The organism is Caulobacter sp. (genome assembly GCF_039596335.1).
Lineage (GTDB): Bacteria > Pseudomonadota > Alphaproteobacteria > Caulobacterales > Caulobacteraceae > Caulobacter.
Genome location: NZ_JBCNJZ010000006.1, coordinates 197,635 through 221,642 on the forward strand (window position 1 = coordinate 197,635; position 24,008 = coordinate 221,642).

The 24,008-nt window shown below is 68.4% G+C and carries 22 protein-coding genes and 1 pseudogene; 15 read left to right on the top strand and 8 right to left on the bottom strand.

Annotated elements, in window-relative coordinates; genetic code table 11:
- Positions 1–287: 287 nt before the first annotated feature.
- The 5 genes from ABDW31_RS14290 to ABDW31_RS14310 are packed head-to-tail and all read right to left on the bottom strand — an operon-like array spanning position 288 to position 5,850.
- A complete protein-coding gene (locus ABDW31_RS14290; protein WP_184719912.1) occupies positions 288–1,652 on the bottom strand; it encodes an FAD/NAD(P)-binding protein in 1,365 nt (454 codons plus the stop codon).
- A gap of 59 nt (positions 1,653–1,711) precedes the next feature.
- Positions 1,712–2,017 carry a hypothetical protein gene (locus tag ABDW31_RS14295; RefSeq protein ID WP_184719910.1) on the bottom strand — a complete coding sequence of 102 codons (306 nt, stop codon included), beginning with the start codon at positions 2,015–2,017 and terminating at the stop codon, positions 1,712–1,714.
- A complete protein-coding gene (locus ABDW31_RS14300; protein ID WP_184719908.1) occupies positions 2,014–4,548 on the bottom strand; it encodes a cbb3-type cytochrome c oxidase subunit I in 2,535 nt (844 codons plus the stop codon). The genes ABDW31_RS14295 and ABDW31_RS14300 overlap by 4 nt, the downstream gene beginning before the upstream one ends.
- Positions 4,545–5,504, bottom strand: coding sequence for a cytochrome c oxidase subunit II (gene coxB, locus ABDW31_RS14305; RefSeq protein WP_184719906.1), 960 nt, complete (start codon positions 5,502–5,504; stop codon positions 4,545–4,547). The genes ABDW31_RS14300 and coxB overlap by 4 nt, the downstream gene beginning before the upstream one ends.
- On the bottom strand, positions 5,494–5,850 hold the full coding sequence (locus ABDW31_RS14310) for a c-type cytochrome (RefSeq protein ID WP_184719904.1): 357 nt from the start codon (positions 5,848–5,850) through the stop codon (positions 5,494–5,496). Before ABDW31_RS14310 ends, coxB begins: the two co-directional genes overlap by 11 nt.
- Positions 5,851–6,086: 236 nt before the next feature.
- Between ABDW31_RS14310 and ABDW31_RS14315 the strand changes: the two are divergent.
- Positions 6,087–6,539, top strand: a pseudogene (locus ABDW31_RS14315) (c-type cytochrome); the annotation flags it as partial.
- 19 nt (positions 6,540–6,558) lie between these two features.
- On the opposite strand, the gene ABDW31_RS14320 reads toward ABDW31_RS14315, so the two are convergent.
- Both ABDW31_RS14320 and ABDW31_RS14325 read right to left on the bottom strand, forming a co-directional pair.
- Positions 6,559–7,269: a cytochrome b gene (locus ABDW31_RS14320; protein ID WP_343699067.1), complete on the bottom strand. Its 711-nt coding sequence runs from the start codon at positions 7,267–7,269 to the stop codon at positions 6,559–6,561.
- Positions 7,266–7,997 (bottom strand): cytochrome c oxidase assembly protein, encoded by a 732-nt coding sequence (locus ABDW31_RS14325; RefSeq protein ID WP_184719899.1) that lies wholly within the window; start codon positions 7,995–7,997, stop codon positions 7,266–7,268. The genes ABDW31_RS14320 and ABDW31_RS14325 overlap by 4 nt, the downstream gene beginning before the upstream one ends.
- Before the next feature lie 132 nt (positions 7,998–8,129).
- Between ABDW31_RS14325 and ABDW31_RS14330 the strand changes: the two genes are divergently transcribed.
- The 3 genes from ABDW31_RS14330 to ABDW31_RS14340 all read left to right on the top strand — a co-directional run bounded on the left by ABDW31_RS14330 (position 8,130) and on the right by ABDW31_RS14340 (position 10,333).
- Entirely contained in the window at positions 8,130–8,957 is an 828-nt protein-coding gene (locus ABDW31_RS14330; RefSeq protein WP_343699068.1) for a TIGR02587 family membrane protein, read from the top strand.
- Positions 8,957–9,409 carry a hypothetical protein gene (locus tag ABDW31_RS14335; RefSeq protein ID WP_184719895.1) on the top strand — a complete coding sequence of 151 codons (453 nt, stop codon included), beginning with the start codon at positions 8,957–8,959 and terminating at the stop codon, positions 9,407–9,409. The genes ABDW31_RS14330 and ABDW31_RS14335 overlap by 1 nt, the downstream gene beginning before the upstream one ends.
- Positions 9,410–9,487: 78 nt before the next feature.
- Entirely contained in the window at positions 9,488–10,333 is an 846-nt protein-coding gene (locus ABDW31_RS14340) for a LysR family transcriptional regulator (RefSeq protein ID WP_184719893.1), read from the top strand.
- Between the two features lie 251 nt (positions 10,334–10,584).
- Here ABDW31_RS14340 and ABDW31_RS14345 read toward each other — a convergent pair whose 3' ends face one another.
- The gene (locus tag ABDW31_RS14345; RefSeq protein WP_343699069.1) at positions 10,585–10,938 is read right to left on the bottom strand and encodes an L-rhamnose mutarotase; all 354 of its coding nucleotides are present in this window, start codon (positions 10,936–10,938) and stop codon (positions 10,585–10,587) included.
- Positions 10,939–11,030: 92 nt separating this feature from the next.
- Between ABDW31_RS14345 and ABDW31_RS14350 the strand changes: the two genes are divergently transcribed.
- From ABDW31_RS14350 to ABDW31_RS14400, 11 genes are all read left to right on the top strand, one after another.
- Positions 11,031–12,209, top strand: coding sequence for an aldose 1-epimerase family protein (locus tag ABDW31_RS14350; protein WP_184719888.1), 1,179 nt, complete (start codon positions 11,031–11,033; stop codon positions 12,207–12,209).
- A gap of 1 nt (position 12,210) precedes the next feature.
- On the top strand, positions 12,211–12,969 hold the full coding sequence (locus ABDW31_RS14355; protein ID WP_184719886.1) for an SDR family oxidoreductase: 759 nt from the start codon (positions 12,211–12,213) through the stop codon (positions 12,967–12,969).
- A gap of 25 nt (positions 12,970–12,994) precedes the next feature.
- The gene (locus ABDW31_RS14360; protein WP_184719884.1) at positions 12,995–14,182 is read left to right on the top strand and encodes a CoA transferase; all 1,188 of its coding nucleotides are present in this window, start codon (positions 12,995–12,997) and stop codon (positions 14,180–14,182) included.
- Positions 14,179–15,294, top strand: a complete 1,116-nt coding sequence (locus ABDW31_RS14365) for an extracellular solute-binding protein (RefSeq protein ID WP_184719882.1) — start codon at positions 14,179–14,181, stop codon at positions 15,292–15,294. The genes ABDW31_RS14360 and ABDW31_RS14365 overlap by 4 nt, the downstream gene beginning before the upstream one ends.
- Before the next feature lie 12 nt (positions 15,295–15,306).
- Positions 15,307–16,077 carry an enoyl-CoA hydratase/isomerase family protein gene (locus ABDW31_RS14370; protein WP_184719880.1) on the top strand — a complete coding sequence of 257 codons (771 nt, stop codon included), beginning with the start codon at positions 15,307–15,309 and terminating at the stop codon, positions 16,075–16,077.
- Between the two features lie 3 nt (positions 16,078–16,080).
- A complete protein-coding gene (locus ABDW31_RS14375) occupies positions 16,081–17,241 on the top strand; it encodes a fumarylacetoacetate hydrolase family protein (RefSeq protein WP_184719878.1) in 1,161 nt (386 codons plus the stop codon).
- A gap of 9 nt (positions 17,242–17,250) precedes the next feature.
- Complete coding sequence (locus tag ABDW31_RS14380; protein ID WP_184719876.1) at positions 17,251–18,207, top strand: D-glycerate dehydrogenase; 957 nt, start codon at positions 17,251–17,253, stop codon at positions 18,205–18,207.
- Positions 18,191–18,970, top strand: coding sequence for a kinase (locus ABDW31_RS14385; protein ID WP_184719874.1), 780 nt, complete (start codon positions 18,191–18,193; stop codon positions 18,968–18,970). The genes ABDW31_RS14380 and ABDW31_RS14385 overlap by 17 nt, the downstream gene beginning before the upstream one ends.
- Complete coding sequence (gene lldD, locus ABDW31_RS14390; RefSeq protein ID WP_184719872.1) at positions 18,967–20,109, top strand: FMN-dependent L-lactate dehydrogenase LldD; 1,143 nt, start codon at positions 18,967–18,969, stop codon at positions 20,107–20,109. The genes ABDW31_RS14385 and lldD overlap by 4 nt, the downstream gene beginning before the upstream one ends.
- A 76-nt stretch (positions 20,110–20,185) precedes the next feature.
- Entirely contained in the window at positions 20,186–21,817 is a 1,632-nt protein-coding gene (locus ABDW31_RS14395) for a glycosyl hydrolase family 28-related protein (protein ID WP_184719870.1), read from the top strand.
- Between the two features lie 44 nt (positions 21,818–21,861).
- The gene (locus ABDW31_RS14400; protein ID WP_184719868.1) at positions 21,862–23,937 is read left to right on the top strand and encodes a glycoside hydrolase family 2 TIM barrel-domain containing protein; all 2,076 of its coding nucleotides are present in this window, start codon (positions 21,862–21,864) and stop codon (positions 23,935–23,937) included.
- The last annotated feature ends 71 nt before the right edge of the window (positions 23,938–24,008 follow it).

The window sequence follows — 24,008 nt, forward strand, 5'->3', positions numbered from 1 at the left end:
GGAGCGTCGTGGATCAGCGTTCGGTAGGTAAATTCATAATTTCTGATTTCGCGGAATGGATATTTTAAGTCGAACTGTCGAGCATTCGTGTCCATTTTGTGAACATCGACGACGCTTATAAGCTCTGATTATAAGGAAATGCCTATCGCGCGTACCGAGGTGCTCGGTCGCGGTTCTTTTGCTCTTTGCAGTGTCATTGAGCAAAGCATTCGCTCTCACCGTCAAGACGGCGGCGCGGGCAGTGCGTCGCTGGACATGGTTCTGCGAGCAATCGCGGCGCCGGGTGCCTAGCTTCGGCTCAGTCCGGCCAAGGTTGCAGCGGCGACGGCCGCCGCCTGGCCCCGGATGTCGGGGACGGCGGTGATCTCCCAGAAGGCGCCGCGCGTGGCGGGGCCGACGGCCAACAGGGTGGGCCAGGCCGATCCCGAGACGTCGCGCACCCGGTTGTCGTCATCGACATCCAGGCCCAGGCGCAGGGGATCGGGACGGGCCAGGCCTCGGCGCAGCAGGTCCTTCAGCAAGGCGTCGGTCGAGGCCAGGACATCGCCGGTCGGGCCGGTGCAGTTGATCACGGCCACAGCGCGGGCAACGTAGTTCTGGCGTCGGCCGCGTCCGCGCCACTTGGCCAGGACCAGGCCATCGGGCTGCTTGCCGATCTCGCGGATCTTGCCAGCGGCCACATGCAACTGCCCGGCGGAGCGCATCTGCCGGATCCGCGCGGCGACGGTCGGGGCCAGGCGGTGGCGATGCACCTCCCAGAACGGTCGGGCGTGGCGCAGGAAGGCCTGCTTCTCGGCGACGGACCAGTGCCGCCACAGCGCCTGGGTGGCGGGGCGGACAGAATCGATGGCGGTCCGCCAGCCATGCTCCGCCGCCGCGCGGCGCAGCCAGGCCATGGCCTCCAGCGGCGACAGGTCCGAGGGCGGCGGATCCAGATGCGCGCCCGAGGGCGGCGTGAGGTCATGCTCCAGAGGCAGCAGGCCGCGCCGCGACAGGGCCATGATCGGCCGGCCTCTCTGGGCGTCGTCCAGCGACAGGGCGACGTCGATCATCGTCAGGCCCGTGCCAACCAGCAGCACGGGACCAGGCGGCAGGGTCTCGGAGTTCCAGCGCCAGGGATCGGGCACGTAGTCCTCGGAGGCGGCGAAGGCGTCGTCGATCCCCGGTGGACGCGCGGGCGGCGGGTTGCCTAGGGCCAGGACGACCGCGTGGACGGTGACCGCACGACCCATGGCGCACTGCAGCCGCCAGCCGTCGCCGCCGGGCTCAAGGCCGACCACGGCGTCGGGCGTGACCACCAGCCGGCCCGCGCCCGCCGACCCTTCGGCGATCTCGGCTACCTGGCTCTGGATGTAGCGGCCATAGTCGGCGCGGGTGGCGAAGTCGGCCGCGCCCAGATGCAGGCCCTCGGCGTCCAGCCAGTCGACGAAATGGCCGCGTTCGTCCGGCCATGCGCTCATATTGCCAGCGCGGACGTTCAGGCGATGCAGGGGATTGTGGGTCGCATAGGCCGCGCCGAGCCCGACCGGCACGCGCCGCTCGAACAGGATCACCTTCACGTCCGGCGAGCGGCGAAGAAGGTTCAGGGCGGTCATGACGCCGCTGAAGCCCGCACCGATCACGGCGATGACGGGCGCTGGCGGATGAGGCATGCGGGATACTCTAGCGGCTTACTGGGGTTGTCGGCGATCGATGGTCCGGTGGCAAGCCGTCAGGCGCGTCCGATCCAGTCCGGCGCCGCCTGGAACAGGATCGCCACCGCCGCGATCGCCGCGCCCAGGGCGCCGAGCCGGTCGCGGAACGCCTTCTCCGGCGGGGCCTTGTCCGCCCGCCGCCAGCAGTCGACCGCCAAGATCAGGGCGACGCCAAAGCAGCCTGCGGTCGAGACGTCGTGCAGGGTGTAGAACGCCTGCGGCTTCATCGCCTTGATCGCGTCCAGGCTAGGCACGGCATAGACGAGGCCGAAGTGCAGCAGCCAGATCAGCAGGCCGCCCAGCATGGTGCTCCAGCCACTCATGGTGCGGCCAGGGCCAGCAGGCGCGGCAGGCACAGCAGCACCAGCCCCTGGGCGGCGACATAGTCCAAGAACAGCCCGACCAGCTGCATCGTCGCCGGCCGGTCGGGGCCGACATAGCCAAACAGCCAGCGCAGCACGACGTACAGCGCCATCAGCCCGCAGACGCCGACGAAGAAGCCTTGCCAGGAGTGCATGGCGTAGACGATCGCGCCCTGCGCGCTCATCGACGCTTTCAGACCCGCCTCGCGCCAGCCGCTCAGATCCAGGCCCCAGGCCGCGGCGACGGCGACGCCGGCCAGCACCATCAGCAGCGTCGCCAGCGGCGGGCGCTTCAGCGTGCGGTTGGCCAGCCAGGCCAGGGCGATCGCCGTCAGGTTCAGCCCGACGGTCGTCAAAGCTGGCAGCAGATCCGTCGGCGCAGGCCATGGCGCCGTCGAGCGGCTCCACAGGAAGACATACGAGAAGACGCTCATCGCCAGCACCATGCCGGCCACGACCAGGGTGATGACCATGGCCCACCAGCCGGTGCTGGTCGGACCGCTGTCGTAGGTCTTGAGCTCGATACCGGCCCCGACATCGACCTTGGCCTGGGGCAGGGGATGATCCAGGAACCAGCACCAGCGCATGACGCAGAAGATCGCCAGCACAGCGCTGATCACCGAAGCGGCATAGGCCTGGATGGTCAGCAGCAGGAAGAAGCCCGCCGTGAACACCGCCGCCCAGACGTGCCAGCCCGACGGCTTGGGCATCGGCAACAGGTGCTGGGGTTCGGCGTTGAGCGGGCTGGTCACCAGGGTCTCGCGGCCGCCGGTCGGGGCGCCAGGCAGGAAGTAGCGGCCGGCCACGACATCGTGCGCCAGGTTCTTCTGGTCCCAGACCGGATAGAGCGAGGTCACTACGGGGATCGAGCGGATCGAATAGAGCTCGGACGGCAGCCATTCCAGTCCGCCGCCGTCGTAGGGATTGCCGGCGCTGGCCCCGAACGGGCGGAAGTTGCGGCACATGTCGATGATCCAGACCAGCACGCCGACGGCGAACAGGAAGGCCCCGACGGTGGAGATCATGTTGGGGATCTCCAGGTCGCGACCCGGGGCATAGGTCCAGACGCGGCGCGGCATGCCCATAAGACCCGACAAGTGCATGGGCAGGAAGGCCAGGTGCATGCCGCCGAACATCAGCCAGAACACCCAGCGGCCCAGGCGCTCGCTGAGCGGCCGGCTGGAGCTCATCGGCGTCCAGTAGTAGATCGCCGCGAACAGGGGGAAGACCATGCCGCCGATCAGCACGTAGTGCAGGTGGGCGACGATGAAATAGGTGTCGTGGGCCTGCCAGTCGAACGGGACCATGGCCGCCATCACGCCCGTCAGCCCGCCCATCACGAAGATCAGCAGCGAGCCCAGCACGAACAGGCCGGGCGTGTTGAACTTCATCTTGCCCGAGGCCACCGTGGCGATCCAGGCGAAGACCTGTACCCCTGCCGGTAAACTCACCGCCATGGAGGCGGCCGAGAACACCCCGATCGAGCCGTTCGGCAGACCCGTGGTGAACATGTGGTGGGCCCAGACGCCGAAGCTGATGAAACCCGTGGCCAGGAAGGCCAGCACCACCATCCAGTGGCCGACCAGCGGGGTTCTCGACACCGCCGAAACCATGGTCGACATCGCCCCGGCCGCCGGCAGGAAGATGATGTAGACCTCCGGGTGGCCGAAGAACCAGAAGAGGTGCTGCCACAGCATCGGATCGCCGCCGCGCGCCGCGTCGAAGAACGGCCAGTTCAGCGCCCGCTCCAGCTCCAGCAGCGTGGTGGCCAGGATCACCGACGGGAAGGCGATGATGATCATGCCGGCGAAGACCAGCATAGCCCAGGCGAAGATCGGCAGCTTGTCGAGGCTCATGCCCGGGGCGCGGGTCTTCAGCACCCCGACGATGATCTCGATGGCCCCGGCGATGGCCGAGATCTCGATGAAGCCGATGCCCAGCAGCCAGAAGTCGGCGTTGATCCCTGGTGAATAGGTGGTCGAGGTGAGCGGCGGGTACATGAACCAGCCGCCGTCCGGGGCCAAGCCGAAGAAGATCGAGCAGAAGAACGCCAGCCCACCGATCAGATAGGCCCAGAAGGCGTATGCCGACAGGCGTGGGAAGGGCAGGTCGCGCGCCCCCAGCATCTGGGGCAGCAGCAGCACACCCAGCGCCTCGACCGCCGGCACCGCGAACAGGAACATCATCACCGTGCCGTGCATGGTGAAGAGCTGGTTGTAGGTCTCCTGCGCCAGCACCCCGTTCAGCGGCAGGGCCAGCTGGGTCCGCATGACCAGGGCCAGAATGCCGGCCAGCACGAAGAACAGCATGGCCGCGCCGACATAGTAGACGCCGACATAGTTGTTGTTGATCACCGTGATCCACTGCCAGCCCTTGGGGCCGCACCAGATATCTTCCAGCGCCTCGACCTCGCCCTTGGGCCGGCGGCCCGTGGTCGGGAAGCGGTCGTAGAGCGAACGGTCGAAGCCGGTTTCCGAGGGCTCCTGGCTCACTTCAGGCTCTCGAGATAGCCGGAGATGGCGCGCAGCTCGGGGCCGGTCAGGACGGGATAGGCGGGCATGCGGTTGCCGGGCTTGATCGCCTGGCTGTCGGCGATCCAGCCGGCCATGGTTCCCGCATTGTTGGGCAGCACGCCCGCGCCTAGCGTTTGGCGCGATCCGACATGGGTAAGGTCCGGTCCGGCGACGCCATTGGCCGAGGCGCCACGCACCGTATGGCAGGCCCCGCAGCCGGCGCGATCGAAGGCCGCCGCACCGGCGTTGTGGGCGGGTAGGATCGCGGCCGGCCGGCTGGCCTGGGCGCGCCAGCGCTCATAATCCTCGGGCGTGTGGGCGACGACGACGAAGGCCATCAGAGCGTGGGCCCCGCCGCAGTATTCGGCGCACTGGCCGGCATAGGTCCCGGGCTTGTCGGCCTGCAGGCGCAGGACGTTGCGGCGGCCGGGGATCATGTCCAGCTTGCCTGCCAGGCGTGGCACCCAGAAGCTGTGAATGACGTCGGTCGACTCCAGCTCGAAGGCGATCGGACGGCCGACCGGGATGTGGATCTCGTTGGCGTCCTGGAAGGTCTCGCGGCCGGTCTCGTCCAGATAGGCCACTCGCCACCACCACATCTCGCCGGTGACCCGCACGCGCAGATCGCCCGGCTGCGGGGTCTCGGCCAGGCGGTTGGTCAGGGACAGGCCCCAGATCAGCAGGGCGGTCAGCACCACCAGCGGAAAGCCCAGACCCGCGATCCAGATCAGTCGTTCGCCGCCCAGTTTCTGCCGCCAGGCGCGTGGTCCGAACAGCGCCACGCCCATGGCGACCACGACCACCAGCGTGACCCCGGCCGCCATGGCCAGCAGGCCCCAGGTCAGGGTGTTCAGCGGCGCGGCGAACGGCCCTGCCGGATCCAGCACCGGCGGCGGCCAGCCGGCCAGGCTCTCGTGGGCGGTCCTATCGGTCATCGAGCGTATAGAGATAGGCCGCGACGTCGCGGGCTTGGGCTTCGGAAAGCCCCGTGGCGGGCATGGCGGTGTCGGGCGACAGGGCCGGCGGATCGCGCAGCCAGCGCACCAGGGCATCGGGCTGGTTGGGCAGCTTGCCGGCGATCAGGGTGCGGCTCGCAAAGCCTTTCAGGGATCCGCCGACCTGGCCTCGCGGCCAGTCGACGCCAGGAATGACATGGCAGGCGCCGCAGCCGTGGCTCTCGACCAGCGTCAGCCCTCGCGCGGGATCGGCGCCGGCGATCTGCGGCCCGTCCGGACCTTTCTCGACGCAGGCGGCCAGACCCGCGCTGGCCAGGCCAATCATTGCTGCTCCCGCCGCTCCGCGCACGCCATCCCCACAGAAACTCAACGCAGCCTCAACCCTCCGGCGTGGCCAAGGTTCCGATTGCGATCATGGGAACTGAGCCGCTGTGCGCCGGTTTAGCCGCTGTGCGCGCATCCCAGCTTCTCCTCGTCCTGGCGGCCCTGACGGCGACGGCCTGCGATCGGTCGGTCAGTCGGACCGACCAAGCGCTGACCGCCACGGGGCGGGTGACGGCCATGAGCGGCGGTGCGGGCGGGCCCGCCAACGCCTGCTTCGCCTGCCACGGGCTGGACGGCGAGGGCGACGGCGTCTCGGTTCCGCGCCTGGCGGGCCTCGACGCCGGCTATCTGCAAAAGCAGATGGAGGACTATGCCTCGGGCATCCGGCCGGACCCGGTCATGACGGCGGTGGCCAAGGCGCTGGACGACGATGCGCGCCGGGCGGTGGTCGCTTACTACGCCGGCCTGAAGCCGAAGGTCTCCATCGCGGATATGAGCCCCGCGCCGGCCATCTGGCGCGATGGCGATCCCGCGCGCGGGCTGACGGCTTGCGCATCCTGCCATGGCGCGGACGGCGAAGGCGTCGGGCGGGGGCAGCCGGCGCTCGCCGGCCAGCCGGCGGCCTACACTCGCGAGCAGATGGATCGCTGGCGGGCGGGCAAGCGCCGCAACGATCCCCGCGCGGCCATGACCGACATCGCCCGCAAGCTCACTTCGGCAGAAGTCGACGCCGTAGCGGCCTGGTTAGAGCGGCGACCTGCTTCTCCAGCGCCCGCCAGCGACGCTGCCAGCGCGTCCGCCGCGGCGTCCGCTGCGGCACGATCGGCAGCATCCCGTGAAGGACGTCGTCTCGATCGATGAGGTGGTGCTTCAGCGCCGCGCCCGCGTGGATCGGGATCAGCGCCAGCAGGCTCAGCACCAGGCCCCAATGCATCCACTCGGCGGCGGCCTCAATGGCCCATAGGTTCGGATTTCTCAGCGCGCCCAGCGGCATCAGCGGCCACGGGACGAGGCCGAACAGGGTCAGCTGCGTCTCGCGCGCCGTAGCCGAGACGATCGCCCAGCCGCTCAGCGGCAGGCCTAGCAGGCAGGTGTAGAAGACGTAGTGGGTGACGTGGGCGGCGGCGCTCTCCCAGCCAGGCTTGTCGGCGTCATTGATGATGTCGGGGGCGAACAGCCGCCAGCCCAGCCGGCCCAGCACCAGGACCAGCATCACGACCCCGACCGCGAAATGCAGCTCGTAGGCGGCCATCATGCCCGGCCCGGCAGGCGCGCGGCCCATCCAGAAGCCCCAGCCCAGCTGGAAGATCGCCAGGCCCGCCATGGTCCAGTGGAAGACGATGGCGACCGGCGAATAGCGGCCTTCATCGGCGTGGCCAGCCGCCCATTCGAAGATGTTCTCGATCAGCCTGTCGATCATGCCGGCTGGACCACGGGCTGGGGCCGCAGCAGCCGGCCCAGGATCGACAGAGCGAAGACCAGATAGACCGCCGCGGCCGGGATCCACATGATCAGCCCAGCCAGCTGCTGGTCGGCGATCGGCGTCAGGCCCCAGGCGGTGGTCGTCAGCGCGTGCGGCGCATAGAGGGCACGCGGCGTGAAGGTCAGGATCGCGCCCAACAGGCCCATCAGCACCATGGCCCCAAGCAGCCCGGCCACAGCGGCAGGCGGCGGCGCGGCGCGGACGGCGCGCCAGGCGGCGACGGCGCTGACCAGCAGGCCCGCCTGCATCAGGCCGTAAACTAAGTTGTTCGACATCGCCCAGCCATAGGCGACCGGTGCGTGCCAGCCCCAGAATACGGCGGTGAAGAGCAGGGTGGTTATCGCTACCTGCGGCTTACCCCGCGGATCAGGCATGGCCCAGGCGATCAGCGGCGCGGCGGCGACGGTCAGTAGCACGTGGTGGACGGTCCGGGCCGAAAACAGCGCCGAGCTCAGGGCGCACAACGGCGAGACGAAAATGACGAGCAGCGCGGCGACTGCGGCGATCGCGAAGCGACGGCGCCCGGGCGCGAAAGCGATTAGAGCCGCGCCTAGCCCTGCAATCAACGCCAGGGCGATAGGATCGAGGTTCCAGCGTGTCCACAGCTCGGCCGGCGTGGGCCCCGCGCCGCAATAGGGCAGCCATAGACGGTCGGTATTCGACATGAAGGGGGGGGGCTTTCCGGTGGAGCTCCTTTGGCAAATCCGCAGGCGGCAGGGCTGTTCCCACTGGATATGCGACGGAACCGGCCGCCAAGCCTGACCGTTGGCCGATTTGCAATTGGGGAGGATGCGCCGGTGAGCGCCGCCAGGGACGCCAATCTCGACTACGGCAATGCCCTGGCGCGGGCGTTCGGCGGTGCGCTGCTGTTCTCGTTCCCGCTGCTGATGACCATGGAGATGTGGTCGCTGGGCATGACGGTCGACCGCTGGCGGCTGGTGATCTTCCTGGTGCTGACGATCCCGATGCTGATCGGGCTTTCGTACTATTCCGGCTTCGAGCCGACCTTCCGGCTGAAGGACGAGGTACTGGACGCCTTGGCCGCGTTCGGCGTCGGGTTTCTGCTGTCGGCGGCGCTGCTGGCGGTGTTCGGTGTGCTCAGCGGCGATGGCGTCGGCTCGCAGGCCGTCTGGGGCAAGATCTCACTGTGCGCCGCACCAGCCGCCATTGGCGCGCTGCTGGCCGGAAAACAACTGGGCGAACGCGGCCCCGGCCGGCGTGAGAAGGCTAGGGCAGGGACTATGGGCGAGCTCTTTCTGATGGCCGTGGGCGCGACCTTCTTGGCCTTCAATGTCGCCCCGACCGAGGAGATGATCTTGATCGCCTACCAGATGGGGCCGTTGCAGACCCTGCTGCTGATGACGGCTTCGATCGTGCTGCTACACCTCTATGTCTATCGGCTGGGATTCCCGGGGCAGGCCAGGCGGCGCGAGGCAGGCGGGTTTCGGCGCACCTTCGTGGCCTTTACCGCGCCGGGCTATGGCGTGGCCCTGATGGTCAGCCTCTACATGCTGTGGACCTTCGGACGGACGGATGGGGTGCCCCCGCACGAGATCGCCACCATGACCGTCGTGCTGGGCTTCCCGGCGGCCCTGGGTGCGGCCACCGCGCGGTTGGTGGTCTGATGGCCCAGGCCCGCAAAACGACGACGCGAAAGGCCACGGCGCGTAAGACACCGGCCACCAAGGGCACGGCCTCGCCGAAGAATGACATCCCACCGCTGGAATGGGCCGCGGCCGGGATCGGTTTGTGCTTGGCCGTTGCTGCCATCGGCATGACAGCCTGGGATGCGGCGTTCGGTGTCGAAGGGCCGCCGGCTATCGAGGTGCGACTAACCAAGGTCACGGCCACGCCGTACGGCTATGTCGCCCAGATCGAGGCCTTCAACCACGGTGGCGCGGCGGCAGCCCAAGTCGTCGTGGAGGGCGAACTGACCGGCGCGACGCCGGAGACGGCAAATGCTACCTTCGACTATATTCCCGAGCAGTCGGGCGCTCAGGGCGGGTTGATGTTCGAGCATGATCCACGCGCCCAACCGCTGAAATTGCGGGCGAAGGGCTTTGTCGAGGCGTCTTGAGGATCACTTGACGCCTGCTCGCCAGGCGTGACACCAATAAATTGCACAACTATCCCGTTCAGATGTGGAAAAGCACACATGTTCGACTGGGAGGATCTGAGGCACTTTTCGGTGTTCGCGCAGCGCGGCTCGTTGTCGGCGGCGGCGCGGACCCTGGCGGTCGACCACGTCACCGTCGCCCGCCGCATCGCCGCCCTGGAGGCGCAGCTGGGCCTGGAACTCGTCGAACGGAAGCCACGGGCCTACATCCTTACCGGTGACGGTGAGCATGTCGCCCGGCTGGCCGACCGCATGCTAACCGAGTCTCTGGCCATCGAGCGTGTTTCCCGCGCCGGCGGGATCAATTTGGCCGGCGAGATCGTCGTTTATGCGCCGGCGGCGCTGTCGGCGGTGCTGATCGCGCCCAGGCTGGCCAGGCTACGCGAAGCGCATCCCGATCTGATCCTGCGCCTGGACGCCGCCAGCGGCGAAGCCGATCTCGTCGTCCAGTGGGGAAGGCCCGTTGGCGGCGCCAAGGGCGGGCGCAAGCTGGGCGCGTTGCGCTTCGGCCTCTTCGCCACGCCGGGCTACCTCAACGTCCGCGAGGATGCGGATTTCAAGTTCATCGATGATGAGGCCGAGCAGGACGTTTCGCCCGAGGCCGACTGGCTGAAGGTCCAGGCAGGCCGTCGGGCGGTGGTCTTCCGCAGCGGCGACCTCTTGGTGCGCCGCGCGGCGGCCCTTGCCGGCGTTGGCGTTGCCGCCCTGCCTGAGGCGCTGTCGGGTGGCTTGGCGCGGGCGCCGGACGATGGCCTGTTGCTGGAGCGCGAGATTTGGCTGATCCTCGCCGAGGACGTTCAGGACGCCGCCGCTATCCGCGCGGTCGGCGACTTCCTTGAGAGCTGCTTCACCTCCTCGGCCCTAGCCATGGCAGCTCTGAGCTGAGGCGTTGCCTCGCTAACGGAATCAACGACTTAATCGGCTTCGTTGACGCGAAAAGCGCCGACTTCGCGTGTTCGCCTGCGTGAATTCACAAGTCGCGCCTAGCGATGTGAAATTATTCACCGATCATGGCCGCGTTTTTCGCTGCTGACGCGCACAGCGCGCGTCGCGATCCGTATTTCGTGGGCTGGAGCTCGCAGCCGAGCGCTGCCGTTCTTTCACAGCGACACTGACGCGCTAGAGCGCAGCTTGAGCTAGGGCTGTTCAGACAAGGCGAAAATTCGCGCCATCTCCACCCAAGTCTGTTCAGGCGCGAAGGGCAGGGATTTCTGGAAGGTGCGCATCAGCGCGTCCCAAGCCTGGACGTCCGGGTTGGCGGCGTCGCGAGCGGCCTTGGCGGCTGGGTCGTATTGGTCGCCCTGTTCCAGGATCATGAACATCCGATCGCCGACCAGCCAGATCTCGAGTTCGCGCACATCATCGGCGCGGATCGCTGCGGTAATCGCAGGCGGCGGGCTGCCGGCCGCGTGCCAGGCGCGATAGCGGGCGATCTGGGCCGGGTCGTCGTGCAGGTCGACCGCGAAGCAGCGGCGGGTGGTGGCGCTCACATCGGCCTCGACAAGGTCGTTGACGGGATCATCTCGGCTCTTATAAACATCATACATATTATCTTACCGAGCCGATGTCAGGGAGGCAAGGCGTGGCCCAGTTGTACGGAGAAAAGCTGACTCGGCGCGCCCTGGCCGAACGCACCGGCGCGCTGTCGCAGTTTGCCGGCGTGCGGCTGTCGACCCTGGGTGACGGCGTCGAGCGCGGTGTGCGCCAGCTGGAATTCCGCACCGGCACGGGTCTGCGCTTCACCGTCCTGGTCGACCGGGCCATGGACATCGCCGAGTGCGAGCACAACGGCCGCGCGATCGGCTGGCACTCGCCCTCGGGCTTCCGTCATCCAGGCCTGCACGAGTACGAGGGGGAGGGCGGTCTCTCGTGGTTCCGCTCGTTCTCGGGCCTGATGGTCACCTGCGGCCTGGACCATGTGCTGTTCATGCACGACGACCTGGCCGGCCACTATTTCTACGGCCCCAAGAAGGCCGTCAGCTCGTCCCTGCACGGCCGCATCGGCACGATCCCGGCCCGGCTGACCGGCTATGGCGAGCGCTGGGACGGCGACGACTGCATCCTGTGGGCCGAGGGCGTGGTCCAGCAGTCGACGGTGTTCGGCGAAGATCTGCACCTGATCCGCCGCATTGAGGCGACCGTCGGCAGCGACGAGATCCGCCTGCACGACCGGGTGGTCAATCACGGCTTCTACACGACGCCGCACATGTACTGTTACCACATCAATGCCGGCTATCCGGTGCTGGCCGAGGGCTCGCGCTACGTGGCCCCGATCCGCGACGTGGTCTGGGCCGCTCATGCCGGCGAGGACTACCAGAAACAGGGTGTCGGCTATCGCACCCTGCCGGCGCCGATCCGCAACTTCCACGAACAGGTCTGGCAGCATGACATGGCCCCCGACGCCGAGGGCAAGGTCAATGTCGCCCTGGTCAACGAGGCCCTGGGCTTCGGCTTCGAGGTCCAGACCCTGAAGTCGCAGTTCCCGGCCATGTACGAGTGGCAGAACCTGCACGCTGGCCACTATGCTCTGGGTATCGAGCCCTCGACCAACCACGTGTTGGGCAAGGACTTCGCCCGCGAGCGCGGCGAGCTGATCCTGCTGGAGCACGGCGAGGAGCGCCGCTACGACAGCGTCTTCCGCATCCTGCCCGACGCGGCCGCCGTCTCCGAAGCCGTGACCCGCATCGAAGGCGTCGCCCGCCAGCCGGCGGAGGATTATCCCGCGCCGTCGGGCGTCTATCCCGCCATCGGGGGGCGCTGAGATGGCTCTCGACCTCGACGGCAAGGTCATCCTCTACACCGGCGCGGCCGGGGGGCTGGGACAACAGACCACGCTGCAACTGATGGCGCGCGGCGCCACCGTCGTGGCCGTCGACAACGACCCGGCGAAGGTGGCGCAGCTGAAGGCCGCCGCCGAGGGCGTATCGGCCGGCAAGCTGATCGTCTCGACCTCGGACCTGTCGCAACTGGAAGGCTTCCGCGCCGCGTTGCGCGTGCTGCTGGCTCAGGTCGGTGGCTTCGACGTGGTGATCAACAACGCCGCCATCTATCCGTCGAAGCCGTTCGAGGACTACACGATCGAGGACCATCAACTGGTCCAGCGGGTCAATGTCGACGCGGCGATCGTGGCGGTGCAGGAGGCCCTGCCGGCCATGCGCGCCAAGGGCTTCGGCCGCATCGTTAACATCTCCAGCATCACTATCTCGGGCGAATGGGCCAACCTCTCGCCCTATGTCGCCTCCAAGGGCGCGCTAGTCGGCCTGACGAGGGCCTGGGCGCGCGAGTTCGGGCCTTACGGGATCACCGTCAACGCCATTGCGCCAGGTGCCTTCCCGACCGACGCCGAGAAGATCCATCCCGATCCCGAGGGCTACACCCGCCATGTCCTCGACAGCCAGGCGATCAAGCGCCGCGGCCATGTCGGCGACATCGCCCACGCCATCGCCTTCTTCGCCGCCGACGCGGCGGGCTTCATCACCGGCCAGACGCTGCATGTGAACGGCGGCTGGGTGATGAGTTGATCCAGCCAAAAGGTCTTTGATTATAATGGGTATCCTCAGCGGAATCCGCGTTCTCGACTGTTCGATCGCCATGGCCGGCCCGTTCGCCGCCCAGCGCATGGGCGACATGGGCGCCGACGTCATCAAGGTCGAGCCGACGACCGGCGAGTGGCAGCGCCACGTCTCGGCCGGCGGTGCGCGCGGCAACCAGATCAACGTCTCGTTCCTGTCTCTGAACCGCAACAAGCGCTCGCTGGCCGTCGACCTGAAGAGCGCCGAGGGCAAGGCCCTGCTGCTGGAGATGGTCAAGACCGCCGACGTCTTCCTGCAGAACTATCGTCCGGGCGTGGCCCAGCGGCTGGGCGTCGACTACGAGACCCTGTCGAAGATCAATCCGCGCCTGATCTATGTCTCGATGTCGGGCTATGGCGAGGACGGGCCCTACAAGAACTATCCCGGCCAGGACCTGCTGCTGCAGGCGATGTCGGGGGCGATGATGTCCTCGGGGTCGGCGGACCAGCCGCCGCAGCCGGCGGGCCAGTATCTGGTCGACGCCATCACCGCCTACACCGCTTTCGAAGGCGCGCTGGCGGCGCTGTTCCACCGCGAGCGGACGGGCGAGGGGCAGCTGGTCCAGATCAACATGCTGGACGCCATCACCACCATCCAGATGCAAGAGCTGTCGGTGTTCACGGTCGGCGGCAAGCCGCAGACCCGTTCGGCCGAGCCGCACGCCCACACCTACATCCGCGCGCCGTACGGCGTGTACCAGACCGCCGACGGCTATATCTCGATCGCCATGGCCTCGCTGAAGACCCTGGGTGCGCTGATCGAGGAGCCGTTCTTCGCCGACCTGGACGACGAGACCGACAGCTGGACGCATCGCGACGAGATCTTCGCCTGCGTGCGCAAGCGGCTGGTCAACCGCACCAGCGCTGAGTGGCTAGAGCTGTTCCGCGCCCACGACATCTGGTGCGGCCCGGTCTACGGCTATGCCGACCTCGTCCAGGATCCGCAGATCCAGCACAATGGCACGTTCGTCGAGTACGACCACGCCACCGAGGGCCGGGTGAAGGCGCCGGGCTTCCCGATCAAGTTCTCCAAGACGCCGTCGACCATCGAGCGTGGCGCGCCGGTGGTCGGCGAGCACACCCGTGAGATCCTGGCCCAGGCCGGCCGCTCGCCCGAGGAGATCGAGGCCCTGATCCAGGCCGGCGTGGTCCGCTCGGCATGAGCGCGCCCGCCTTTCGGGGCCTGACCTGGGACCATCCGCGTGGCTACAAGGCCCTGGAAGCGGCGGCCGCCCGCCTGGATCCGGCCCGCGACGGTCTTTCCCTGACCTGGGAGCGCCACTCGTTGGAGGGCTTCGAGGAGCGGCCGATCGGCGAGCAGTGCGCGCTGTACGACCTGGTGGTGCTGGACCATCCGCATGTCGGCGAGGCGGTCGCCGCCCACTGCCTGCAGCCGCTGGAAGCGCTGTTCTCCGCCGAGGAGATCGCCGGTTGGCGCGACCAGGCCATGGGCAAGAGCCTGGCCAGCTACCACTATGCCGGGCAGCACTGGGCGCTGCCGCAGGATGCCGCGACCCAGGTCATGGCCTGGCGCCGCAACCGCCTGGAAGCCCCGCCAGTGCTGTGGGACGAGGTCGCTCGGCTGTCGGAGACCGGCGGCGTCGCCCTGTCGCTGTCGGGCCCGCACGCGGCCCTGACCTTCCAGTCGATCTGCGCGGCCCATGGCGGGACGTTCCGCGACCGCGTCGAGGCCCGCGCGGCCTGGGACCTGATGGCCCGTCTGGCGGCCAAAAGCCCCCAGGCGCTGCGGCCGCTGAACCCGATCGGCATCCTGGAGCACATGAGCCGCCACGACGACGTGGCAGTCTGCCCACTGGTCTATGGCTATGTGAACTACGCCCCCGGCGGCGCCCTGGGCTTCGCGGATGCGCCGCGCGTGACGGTCGACGGACCGGTGGGCTCGATCCTGGGCGGCACGGGTATCGGCGTCTCGCGCTGGTGCAAGGTGACGTCGGAACTCCTGGACCACCTGCGCTGGCTGATGTCGGAGGAAGCCCAGCGCGGCTTCATCCCCGAACACGAAGGCCAGCCGGCCCTGAAGAGCGCCTGGCGCGATCCGGCCGTCAACGCCCGCTGGGGCGGCTTCTACGCTGACACCTACGCCACCCTGGACGGCGCTAGCCTGCGACCGCGCCACGACGGGGCGATCGCCTTCCAGACGGCGGCCTCGCAGCGCATTCGCATGGGTCTGGAGGGCGGCGAGCCGGCCGACCGGGTGCTGGACGAACTGCTGGCGCTGTTCGAGCGCCACCGCCCGGCGGGCGCCGAGATCTGAGGACTTGAGACGATGAGCCAAGACGTTCTGTTCGAGGTGACGGGCCACGTCGCCGTCATCACCCTGAACCGCCCGCAGAAGCTGAACGCGGTGACCCCCGACATGGCCAAGGCCATCGAGGCCGCGATCGCTGAAGTCGACGCCTCCGATACGATCCGTTGCGTGGTCATCACCGGGGCCGGGGAGAAGGCGTTCTGCGCCGGGTCGGACATCTCGACGCTGGACCAGTATGAGACCCCCTGGGATTTCCGCAATCGGGGCGACTACTGCGATGCGGTGCGCCTGTGCCGGAAGCCGACCATCGCCGCCGTCAACGGCTACGCCTTGGGTGGCGGGCTGGAGACGGCGATGAGCTGCGACATCCGCATCGCCTCGACCAAGGCCAAGTTCGCCGCGCCGGAGATCAAGCTGGGCTGGATCGGCGGCGGCGGCATGGCGGCCGGACTGGTCCACTCGATCGGGGCCTCGAACGCGGCGCTGATGATCCTGACCGGTGATGTCGTGGACGCCGAGACCTGCAAGCAATGGGGCCTAGTCAGCGAGATCACCGCGCCTGCGGACCTGCTGGCCCGGGCCGTGGCGATCGCCGAGATCATCGCCTCGCGCGCGCCGATCGCCGCCGAGACCGCCAAGCTGAACCTGAAGGCCGCCCACGCCATGCCCTACGAAAAGGCCGTGGAGTACGAGCGCGACCTGCAGACCATCTGCTTCGCTACCCAAGACGCCGCCGAAGGCCGCGCGGCCTTCGCCGAAAAGCGTCCGCCCGTGTTCAAGCGCCGGTAAGCCATGCGTCTTCAGCCCTCCGACATCCTGCCCGCCGACGCGCGGGCCCTGCTGTTCGGCCGCGTCCAGACGCCGTACGGCCCGGCGGTGGTCCGCGTCGATGGCGAGCGCCTGACCGACGTCTCGCGGGCGTTCCCGACCGCCCGCGACCTGTGCGAGGCCGAGGACCCGGCCGGCGCCCTCCGCGCGGCCGAGGGCGCGGACCTGGGCTTACTGGCCAACGTCCTGGCCAACACCGATCCCGACACGCGCGACGCCTCCGAGCCCTGGCTGCTGTCGCCGATCGATCTGCAGGCGGTGAAGGCGGCCGGGGTGACCTTCGTCACCTCGATGCTGGAGCGGGTGATCGAGGAGCGGGCGCGCGGCGACCTGTCGGCGGCGGCCGGCCTGCGCGGCCAAATCCGCGACCTGGTCGGCGACGACCTGCGGCGGCTGAAGCCCGGCTCGCCCGAGGCCGCGGCGCTGAAGGAAACCCTGATCGCCGCCGGCGCCTGGAGCCAGTATCTGGAAGTCGGCATCGGTCCGGATGCCGAGATCTTCACCAAGGGCCAGCCGATGTCATCGGTCGGCACGGGCGCCGATGTCGGGGTGCATCCGGCCTCGACCTGGAATAATCCCGAGCCCGAGGTCGTGCTGGCGGTGTCGTCGGCTGGAAGGATCGTCGGCGCGGCCCTAGGCAACGACGTCAATTTGCGTGACGTCGAGGGGCGCTCGGCCCTGCTGCTGGGCAAGGCCAAGGACAACAACGCCGCCGCGGCCGTGGGTCCGTTTGTGCGGCTGTTCGACGAGACCTTCGACCTCGACACCGTGGGCCGTCTGGAGATCGCCCTGACCGTGACCGGCGAGGAGGGTTTTACGATGCGCGGCCGCTCATCACTGAGCGAGATCAGCCGCGCGCCGGCGGACCTGGTCGCCCAGGCGATCAACGCGCATCACCGCTATCCGGACGGACTGGTGCTGTTCCTGGGAACCCTGTTTGCCCCGGTTGAGGACCGCTACGAAAGCGGCAAGGGATTCACCCACGCGACGAACGACGTGGTCCGCATCGCCTGCGACGAGCTGGGCGCGCTGGTCAACCGCGTGCGTCCGACCGATGCGTGCGAGCCGTGGACCTTCGGCGTCGCGGACCTGATGCGGAACCTGGCCCGGCGCGGCCTGATCTGAGTTGAGAGCATGAAGCCGAAGATCCTGATCAGCCGCCAATGGCCAGACGCCGTCCAGCAACGCTTGGCCGCGCGCTACGACGTGACGCTGAACGCGACCGACACGCCGCTGACGCTCGACCAGTTGGCGGCGGCGATGACGCAGTATGACGCCCTGTGCCCGACGGTGTCGGACAAGGTGCCGGCCCAGGTGCTGTCGGTTCCGAACGCGCGGGTGAAGATTATCGCCAACTATGGCGCGGGCTTCGAGCACATCGACCTAGGGGCCGCCAAGGCCGCCGGCCTGGTGGTGACGAACACGCCGGACGTCCTGACCGATGCGACCGCCGAGCTGGCCGTGTTGCTGATGCTGATGACCAGCCGGCGGGCCGGGGAGGGCGAGCGCGAACTGCGGGCCGGGCAGTGGGCCGGTTGGCGGCCGACGCACCTCTTGGGCCAGTCGCTGGCCGGCAAGACCCTGGGCCTGGTCGGTTACGGCCGCATCGCCCGGGCCACCGCGCTGCGGGCCAGGGCCGCGCTGGGCATGCAGATCGCCTATTACAGCCGCCGGCGCGCGACCGACGAGGACGGTGCGACCTATCACGACAGTCTGGACAGCCTGGCGGCGGCCTCGGACGTGCTGTCGCTGCACACGCCGGGCGGTCCCGAAACCCACCACATGGTCGATGCGGCCCTGCTGGGGCGGATGAAGCCGACCGCGATCCTGATCAACACGGCGCGCGGCACGGTCATCAACGAGCCCGACCTGGCCAAGGCCCTGACCGATGGCGTGATCGCCGGGGCGGGGCTGGACGTCTATCAGGGCGAGCCCAAGGTCGATCCGGTGCTGCTGGCCGCGCCCAACGCGGTGCTGCTGCCGCACCTGGGCAGCGCCACCCTGGAGACCCGCACGGCCATGGGCATGAAGGTGGCCGACAACCTGGACGCCTTCTTCGACGGGAAGCCGCCTCATGACCGCGTCGCTTGACGCCGTCGAGCGGGCCCTGGACGGCTGGCGTGGCGACGGGCCGTTCATCCTGGGCGTCTGCGGCGCGCAAGGGTCCGGCAAGTCGACCCTGGCCGAAGGCCTGACCCAGCGGCTGGCGGCGCGCGGCCTGCGGGCTGCGACCCTGTCGCTGGACGACCTCTACCTGTCCCACGCGGAGCGGGCGCGGCTGGGCCAGATCGTCCACCCGCTATTCGCCACGCGCGGCGTGCCCGGCACCCATGACACGGCGCAGGGCGTCCGCCTGCTGGACCGGGTTCGCGAGGGCGGCGACGCGGTGCTGCCCCGGTTCGACAAGGCGACCGACGATCCCGCACCGGCGGGGACGCCGGTGAAGGGACCGCTGGACGTGCTGATCTTCGAGGGCTGGTGCGTCGGCGCGCGGGCCCAGGACGATGACGCCCTGACGACGCCGGTCAACGCCCTGGAAGAAGAGCGCGACCCCGACGCGACGTGGCGTCGGCGCGCCAACCAGGCGCTGGCCACCGACTATGCCGAACTCTTCGCGCGCCTCGACCGGCTGGTGCTTCTGGCCGCGCCCGGCTTCGAGGTCGTGCGTGACTGGCGCATCCAGCAGGAGCACGAACTCCGCGCTCGGGTCGGCGACGGCGCGCGGACGATGAGCGACGACGAGATCGGCGTCTTCATCCAGCACTACGAGCGCCTGACCCGCCACATCCTTTCCGACATGCCGGCCTATGCGGACCTGACGCTGCGGCTGGACGAGAAGCGTCGCCTCACATGATCATCGCCTCGACCACAGATTTCCGGCGCGCCGCCCAGGCGCGGCTGCCGCGCTTCCTGTTCGACTATATCGACGGCGGGGCCTTCGCCGAGAAGACCCTGCAGCGCAATATCGACGATCTGGCCGAAGTGGCCCTGCGCCAGCGCGTGCTGCGCGACGTCTCTTCGCTGAGCCTGGAGACCAGGCTGTTCGACGAGACCCTGGCCATGCCGGTGCTGCTGGCCCCGATCGGCCTGGGCGGCATGGCGGCCCGGCGCGGCGAGCTGCAGGTCGCCAAGGCGGCGACGGCGGCGAACATTCCCTACGTCCTGTCGACCGTCAGCGTCTGCGACGCCAAGTCCGTCACCGAGGCGTCGGGGCGGCCGATCTGGTTCCAGCTCTATGTCCTCAAGGACCGCGCCTTCATGCGCGACGCCCTGGAGCGGGCCATGGCGCTGGGCGTCACTAAACTGGTCTTCACGGTCGATATGCCGGTACCGGGCTCACGCTATCGCGATCCGCACTCGGGGATGAGCGGGCCGTGGTCGGGCGTGCGACGTATGAAGCAGGCGGTATTCAAGCCCGGCTGGGCCTGGGACGTCGGTTTGCACGGCCGCCCGCACGACCTGGGCAACATCTCGGCCTATCGCGGCAAGGCCACGGGTCTGGCCGACTACATCGGCTGGCTGGGTGAGAACTTCGATCCGTCCATTTCGTGGAAGGACCTGGAGTGGATCCGCGACGTCTGGAAGGGCCAGATCATCATCAAGGGGATCCTGGACCCGGAGGATGCCCGCGACGCCCTGCGCTTCGGGGCCGACGGCGTGGTGGTGTCCAACCATGGCGGCCGGCAGCTGGACGGCGTGCTGTCCAGCGCTCGGGCCCTGCCGGCGATCGCCGAAGCGGTGGGCGACCAGATGACCGTGCTGGTCGATGGGGGCGTGCGCACCGGCCTGGACGTTGTGCGGATGCTGGCCCTGGGCGCGGACGGCGTCATGCTGGGCCGGGCCTATATCTACGCCCTGGCCGCGGGCGGGCAGGCCGGCGTGACGCGCCTGCTGCAGTTGGTCGCCGCCGAGATGCGCGTGGCCATGGCCCTGACCGGGGTCACTTCGCCCGCCGAAATCACCCGCGAGATCCTGTCCCAGACGCGTCCCTGAGGCCGTTCCAGGGTTGCTATAATATAATACATCATACAACATGTGACCCTCTAGATAATGAAGAGGACGGGGAGGCATGGCGGACGACGCGCTTGGCCATAAGGCGGAATTCAGCCGCCGGTTCGTGACGCTGGGCCTGGGGGCGGCGCTGGCCGCCAGCCCCAGCCTGGTGCGGGCCAGCGGATCGCTGAAGGCCTTCCATAACGTCCGCGACTACGGCGCGAAAGGCGACGGCATCGCCATTGACTCCGACGCCATCAACCGCGCCATCGAGGCCGCGGCGGCGGCTGGCGGTGGCACGGTCGTGGTGCCGCCCGGCCACTATCTCTGCTTCTCGATCCGCCTGAAGAGCTTCGTGACCATCGTGCTGATGAACGGCTCGGTGATCGAGGCCGCCGATCCGCGCAAGCACGCCGGCCGCTATGACTTGCCCGAGAGCGTCTATGACGAGCAGTTCCAGGACTATGGCGTCAGCCATTTTCACAACAGCCTGATCTATGGCGACGGGGTCAATGACGTCGCCATCATCGGCAAGGGCCTGATCCACGGCATCGGCCTGGATCGCGAAGGCCCGGCGCCGCGCTGGCACGGCATCGCGGGCTGGAAGTCGCCTGCCGAGCAGGGCTTGAGCCCCGACGCCGCCCGCCGGGCCATTCCGCGCGAGATGGCCTATGAGGGCCGGGGCAACAAGGGCATCGGCCTGATCCGCTGCCGCAACGTGCTGCTGCGCGACTTCACCATCCTGCAGGGCGGCCACTTCGCCTGCTACGTGCTGGGCTCGACCAATGTCCGGATCGACGGCCTGACGGTCGACACCGACCGCGACGGCATCGACATCGACGCCTGCCGCGACGTGAAGGTCACCAACTGCACCGTCAACGCCCCCAAGGACGACGCCATCGTTCTGAAGAGCAGCATGGCGCTGAAAGAGCTGCGCTTCTGCGAGGACATCAGCGTGATCGGCTGCAAGACCAGCGGCTATCTGCTGGGCACGGTCGTTGACGGCACCTACCAGCCGTCGCCCTACATGTCGGTAGACGACATCGGCGTGCTGGGCCGGATCAAGCTGGGCACCGACAGCGCGGCTGGCTTCCGCAACATCATGATCGCCGACTGCATCTGCGAGAACACCCGCGGCCTGCAACTGGGCGCCATCGACGGCGGTGTCCTAGAGGATGTGACCTTCTCGAACATCCTGCTGCGCAATCCGGTCAATCACCCGATCTTCGTGCGCCTGTCGGGCCGCAATCGCGCGCCCAAGGGCAACGGTCCCTCGCAGGTGCGCCGCGTGCGGTTCGCCAACATCAACGTCTCCGGCGCGCCGGGTCCCTATGCCAGCGGCGTGGTCGGCCTGCCGGGCGGTTTGATCGAGGACGTCAGCTTCACCGACATCCACGTGCGCTCGGCCGGCGGCGGCACGCGCGAGGACGCCGTCCGCGAGATCGAAGAACGGCCCAAGTCGTCGCTGGAGCCCAGCTTCATGAAGACGTTCCCGGCCCACGGCCTGTGGGTGCGCCACGCCCGCAACATCAAGATCCGCGACGTCAGCTTTACGGTCGATAAGCCGGACGCGCGGCCGGCCGTGCTGCTGGACGACGTGCAGGGTGCCAGCGTCGATGGTGTGCGCTCCAGCCTGGCGGCCGGCTCGGCCGTCCGCGCCGTGCGCAGCCGCGATGTGCGCGTGCGCGACGTCGAACGCCTGACCTGAACACTGAACACACGCTCCGGTAAAGGAGCGGACGGAGAGACGCCATGACCATCCTATCGCTGCGCAATGGCCTGCTGGCCGGCATCGCGCTGTGCGCGTTCGGCGCCCAGGCCGCCGAGGTGACCCCGCTGCGCGACGGCTGGCGCTTCGTGCGCGCCGACGCCCCCGGCGCCGAGGCCGTGGCGTTCGACGACAAGGCCTGGGCTCCGGTCTCGACACCACACACCTACAACATCGCCGACAGCGGCGTCGGCGGGACCAAGGCGCGGGGCGAGCCCGAAGGCGTCTACTATCGTGGCCCAGCCTGGTACCGTCTGGCGCTGGATCATGCGCCCAAGCCCGGCCAGCGCTACTTCCTGCAGTTCGACGGCGCGGCGCTGAAGGCCGACGTCTATCTGAATGGGAAGAAGCTGGGCACGCACGAGGGCGGTTATGCGGCCTTCCGCTTCGACGCCACCGAAGTCCTGAAGGCCGGCCAGAACGTGCTGGCGGTGCGGGTCGACAACGCCCGCAACACCCGTTTCGCGCCGCTGAACGGCGACTTCTTCATCTTCGGCGGTCTCTATCGCGCCGTCAGCCTAGTCGAGGCCTCGGACGTCCATGTCGATCTCTCCGACTGGGGCGGTCCGGGCGTCTATGGCCGCACCGAGTCCATCAGCGCCGGCCAAGCCAAGATCAGCGCCAAGGTGCTGGTCCGCAACGATCGCGCCGCGCCGGCCAGCGTCCAGGTCGTGACCAGGATCGTCGACGCCAAGGGCGCGACGGCGGCCCAGGCCCAGGCGATGACCCGAATCCGCGCCGGCCAGAGCTTGCCGGTGCAGCAGGCTCTGACCTTGAAGAAGCCCAAGCTGTGGGAAGGTCGCCGCTCGCCCTATCTCTACCGCCTCAAGACCGAGGTGCGGGTGGACGGCAAGCTGGTCGATACCGCCGATGTCCCGCTGGGCGTGCGCACTGTCGGCCTGGATGGGGAGGGGCGCTTCCTGCTGAACGGCAAGCCCTATGCCCTGTATGGCGCGAACATCCAGATGCCGACGCGCTTCGGCAAGGGCCCGATCGTCAGCGACGCCGAGATCGACGAGGACATGAAGATCATGGCCGACATGGGCGTCACCGCCCTGCGTCTGGCCCACATGCAGCACCCGCAGCGGGTCTATGACGAGGCCGACCGCCTGGGCCTGCTGCTGACCACCGAGGTGCCGCTGATCGACGACCACGATGCGTCGGACGCGTTCCGCGAGAACCTGGTCCAGCAGATGCGCGAGCTGATCGCCCAGAACGTCAACCACCCGTCGGTGGCGCTGTGGGGCATCGGCAACGAGCTGCGCGCTTCGGGCGAGGCCCCCAACCGCATCCTGGCGGCGCTGCAGGCGACGGCCAAGGCGATGGATCCGAAGGGGCTGACGACCTACGCCCACTGCTGCCTGAACGATGACGATCCGATCGCCCAGCACAGCGACACGGTCTCGTACAACCGCTATTTCGGCTGGTACTGGACCGAGGCCAAGGACATCGGCCCGTGGGCCGACGCGCTGCACGCCAAGATGCCCAAGCGCCCGATCGGGGTCAGTGAATACGGCGCGGGCGCCAGCATCCTGCACCAGGAAGATCCGGTCATGCGCCGCCCGGTGGCCGACGGCTACTGGCATCCCGAGCAGTGGCAGACGACCTTCCACGAGGTGCACTGGCGCGAACTGGGCAAGCGTCCTTACCTGTGGTCGAACTTCATCTGGGTCGGTTTCGACTTCCCGTCGTTCAAGCGCAACGAGGGCGACCGCGCGGGCATCAACGACAAGGGCCTGGTCACCGAGGACCGCAAGATCCGCAAGGACGCCTACTACTGGTACCAGGCTAACTGGTCGGATGTTCCGATGCTGCACATCACCAGCCGTCGCGACGTCAACAAGCGGATCGCCCACGCCAAGGTGAAGGTGTTCTCCAACCAGCCGTCAGTGCGCCTGCGGCTGAACGGTGGCGCCTGGACCACCGTGCTGGTCGAGGATCACGCGGCGGTGTGGGAGATCGACCTGGTCAAGGGCGAGAACCTCGTTGAGGCGACGACCGAGGCTGGCGGCAAGACCCTGACCGACAGCGTGCGCTGGACCTACAAGACCAACCCCTGAGGGGGGCTGAGCGCCGAAACAAGAAGGCCCTCCCGCGATCGCCGCGGGAGGGCCTTTTCGTTCGCTCTGCG

Excerpts from the sequence above, each read along its gene's own strand:
- ABDW31_RS14290 (WP_184719912.1), bottom strand. The coding sequence starts at position 1,652 with ATGCCTCATCCGCCAGCGCCCGTCATCGCCGTGATCGGTGCGGGCTTC.
- ABDW31_RS14295 (WP_184719910.1), bottom strand. The coding sequence starts at position 2,017 with ATGAGTGGCTGGAGCACCATGCTGGGCGGCCTGCTGATCTGGCTGCTG.
- coxB (WP_184719906.1), bottom strand. The coding sequence starts at position 5,504 with ATGACCGATAGGACCGCCCACGAGAGCCTGGCCGGCTGGCCGCCGCCG.
- ABDW31_RS14310 (WP_184719904.1), bottom strand. The coding sequence starts at position 5,850 with ATGATTGGCCTGGCCAGCGCGGGTCTGGCCGCCTGCGTCGAGAAAGGT.
- ABDW31_RS14320 (WP_343699067.1), bottom strand. The coding sequence starts at position 7,269 with ATGATCGACAGGCTGATCGAGAACATCTTCGAATGGGCGGCTGGCCAC.
- ABDW31_RS14325 (WP_184719899.1), bottom strand. The coding sequence starts at position 7,997 with ATGTCGAATACCGACCGTCTATGGCTGCCCTATTGCGGCGCGGGGCCC.
- ABDW31_RS14335 (WP_184719895.1), top strand. The coding sequence starts at position 8,957 with ATGGCCCAGGCCCGCAAAACGACGACGCGAAAGGCCACGGCGCGTAAG.
- ABDW31_RS14340 (WP_184719893.1), top strand. The coding sequence starts at position 9,488 with ATGTTCGACTGGGAGGATCTGAGGCACTTTTCGGTGTTCGCGCAGCGC.
- ABDW31_RS14355 (WP_184719886.1), top strand. The coding sequence starts at position 12,211 with ATGGCTCTCGACCTCGACGGCAAGGTCATCCTCTACACCGGCGCGGCC.
- ABDW31_RS14360 (WP_184719884.1), top strand. The coding sequence starts at position 12,995 with ATGGGTATCCTCAGCGGAATCCGCGTTCTCGACTGTTCGATCGCCATG.
- ABDW31_RS14365 (WP_184719882.1), top strand. The coding sequence starts at position 14,179 with ATGAGCGCGCCCGCCTTTCGGGGCCTGACCTGGGACCATCCGCGTGGC.
- ABDW31_RS14370 (WP_184719880.1), top strand. The coding sequence starts at position 15,307 with ATGAGCCAAGACGTTCTGTTCGAGGTGACGGGCCACGTCGCCGTCATC.
- ABDW31_RS14375 (WP_184719878.1), top strand. The coding sequence starts at position 16,081 with ATGCGTCTTCAGCCCTCCGACATCCTGCCCGCCGACGCGCGGGCCCTG.
- ABDW31_RS14380 (WP_184719876.1), top strand. The coding sequence starts at position 17,251 with ATGAAGCCGAAGATCCTGATCAGCCGCCAATGGCCAGACGCCGTCCAG.
- ABDW31_RS14385 (WP_184719874.1), top strand. The coding sequence starts at position 18,191 with ATGACCGCGTCGCTTGACGCCGTCGAGCGGGCCCTGGACGGCTGGCGT.
- lldD (WP_184719872.1), top strand. The coding sequence starts at position 18,967 with ATGATCATCGCCTCGACCACAGATTTCCGGCGCGCCGCCCAGGCGCGG.
- ABDW31_RS14395 (WP_184719870.1), top strand. The coding sequence starts at position 20,186 with ATGGCGGACGACGCGCTTGGCCATAAGGCGGAATTCAGCCGCCGGTTC.
- ABDW31_RS14400 (WP_184719868.1), top strand. The coding sequence starts at position 21,862 with ATGACCATCCTATCGCTGCGCAATGGCCTGCTGGCCGGCATCGCGCTG.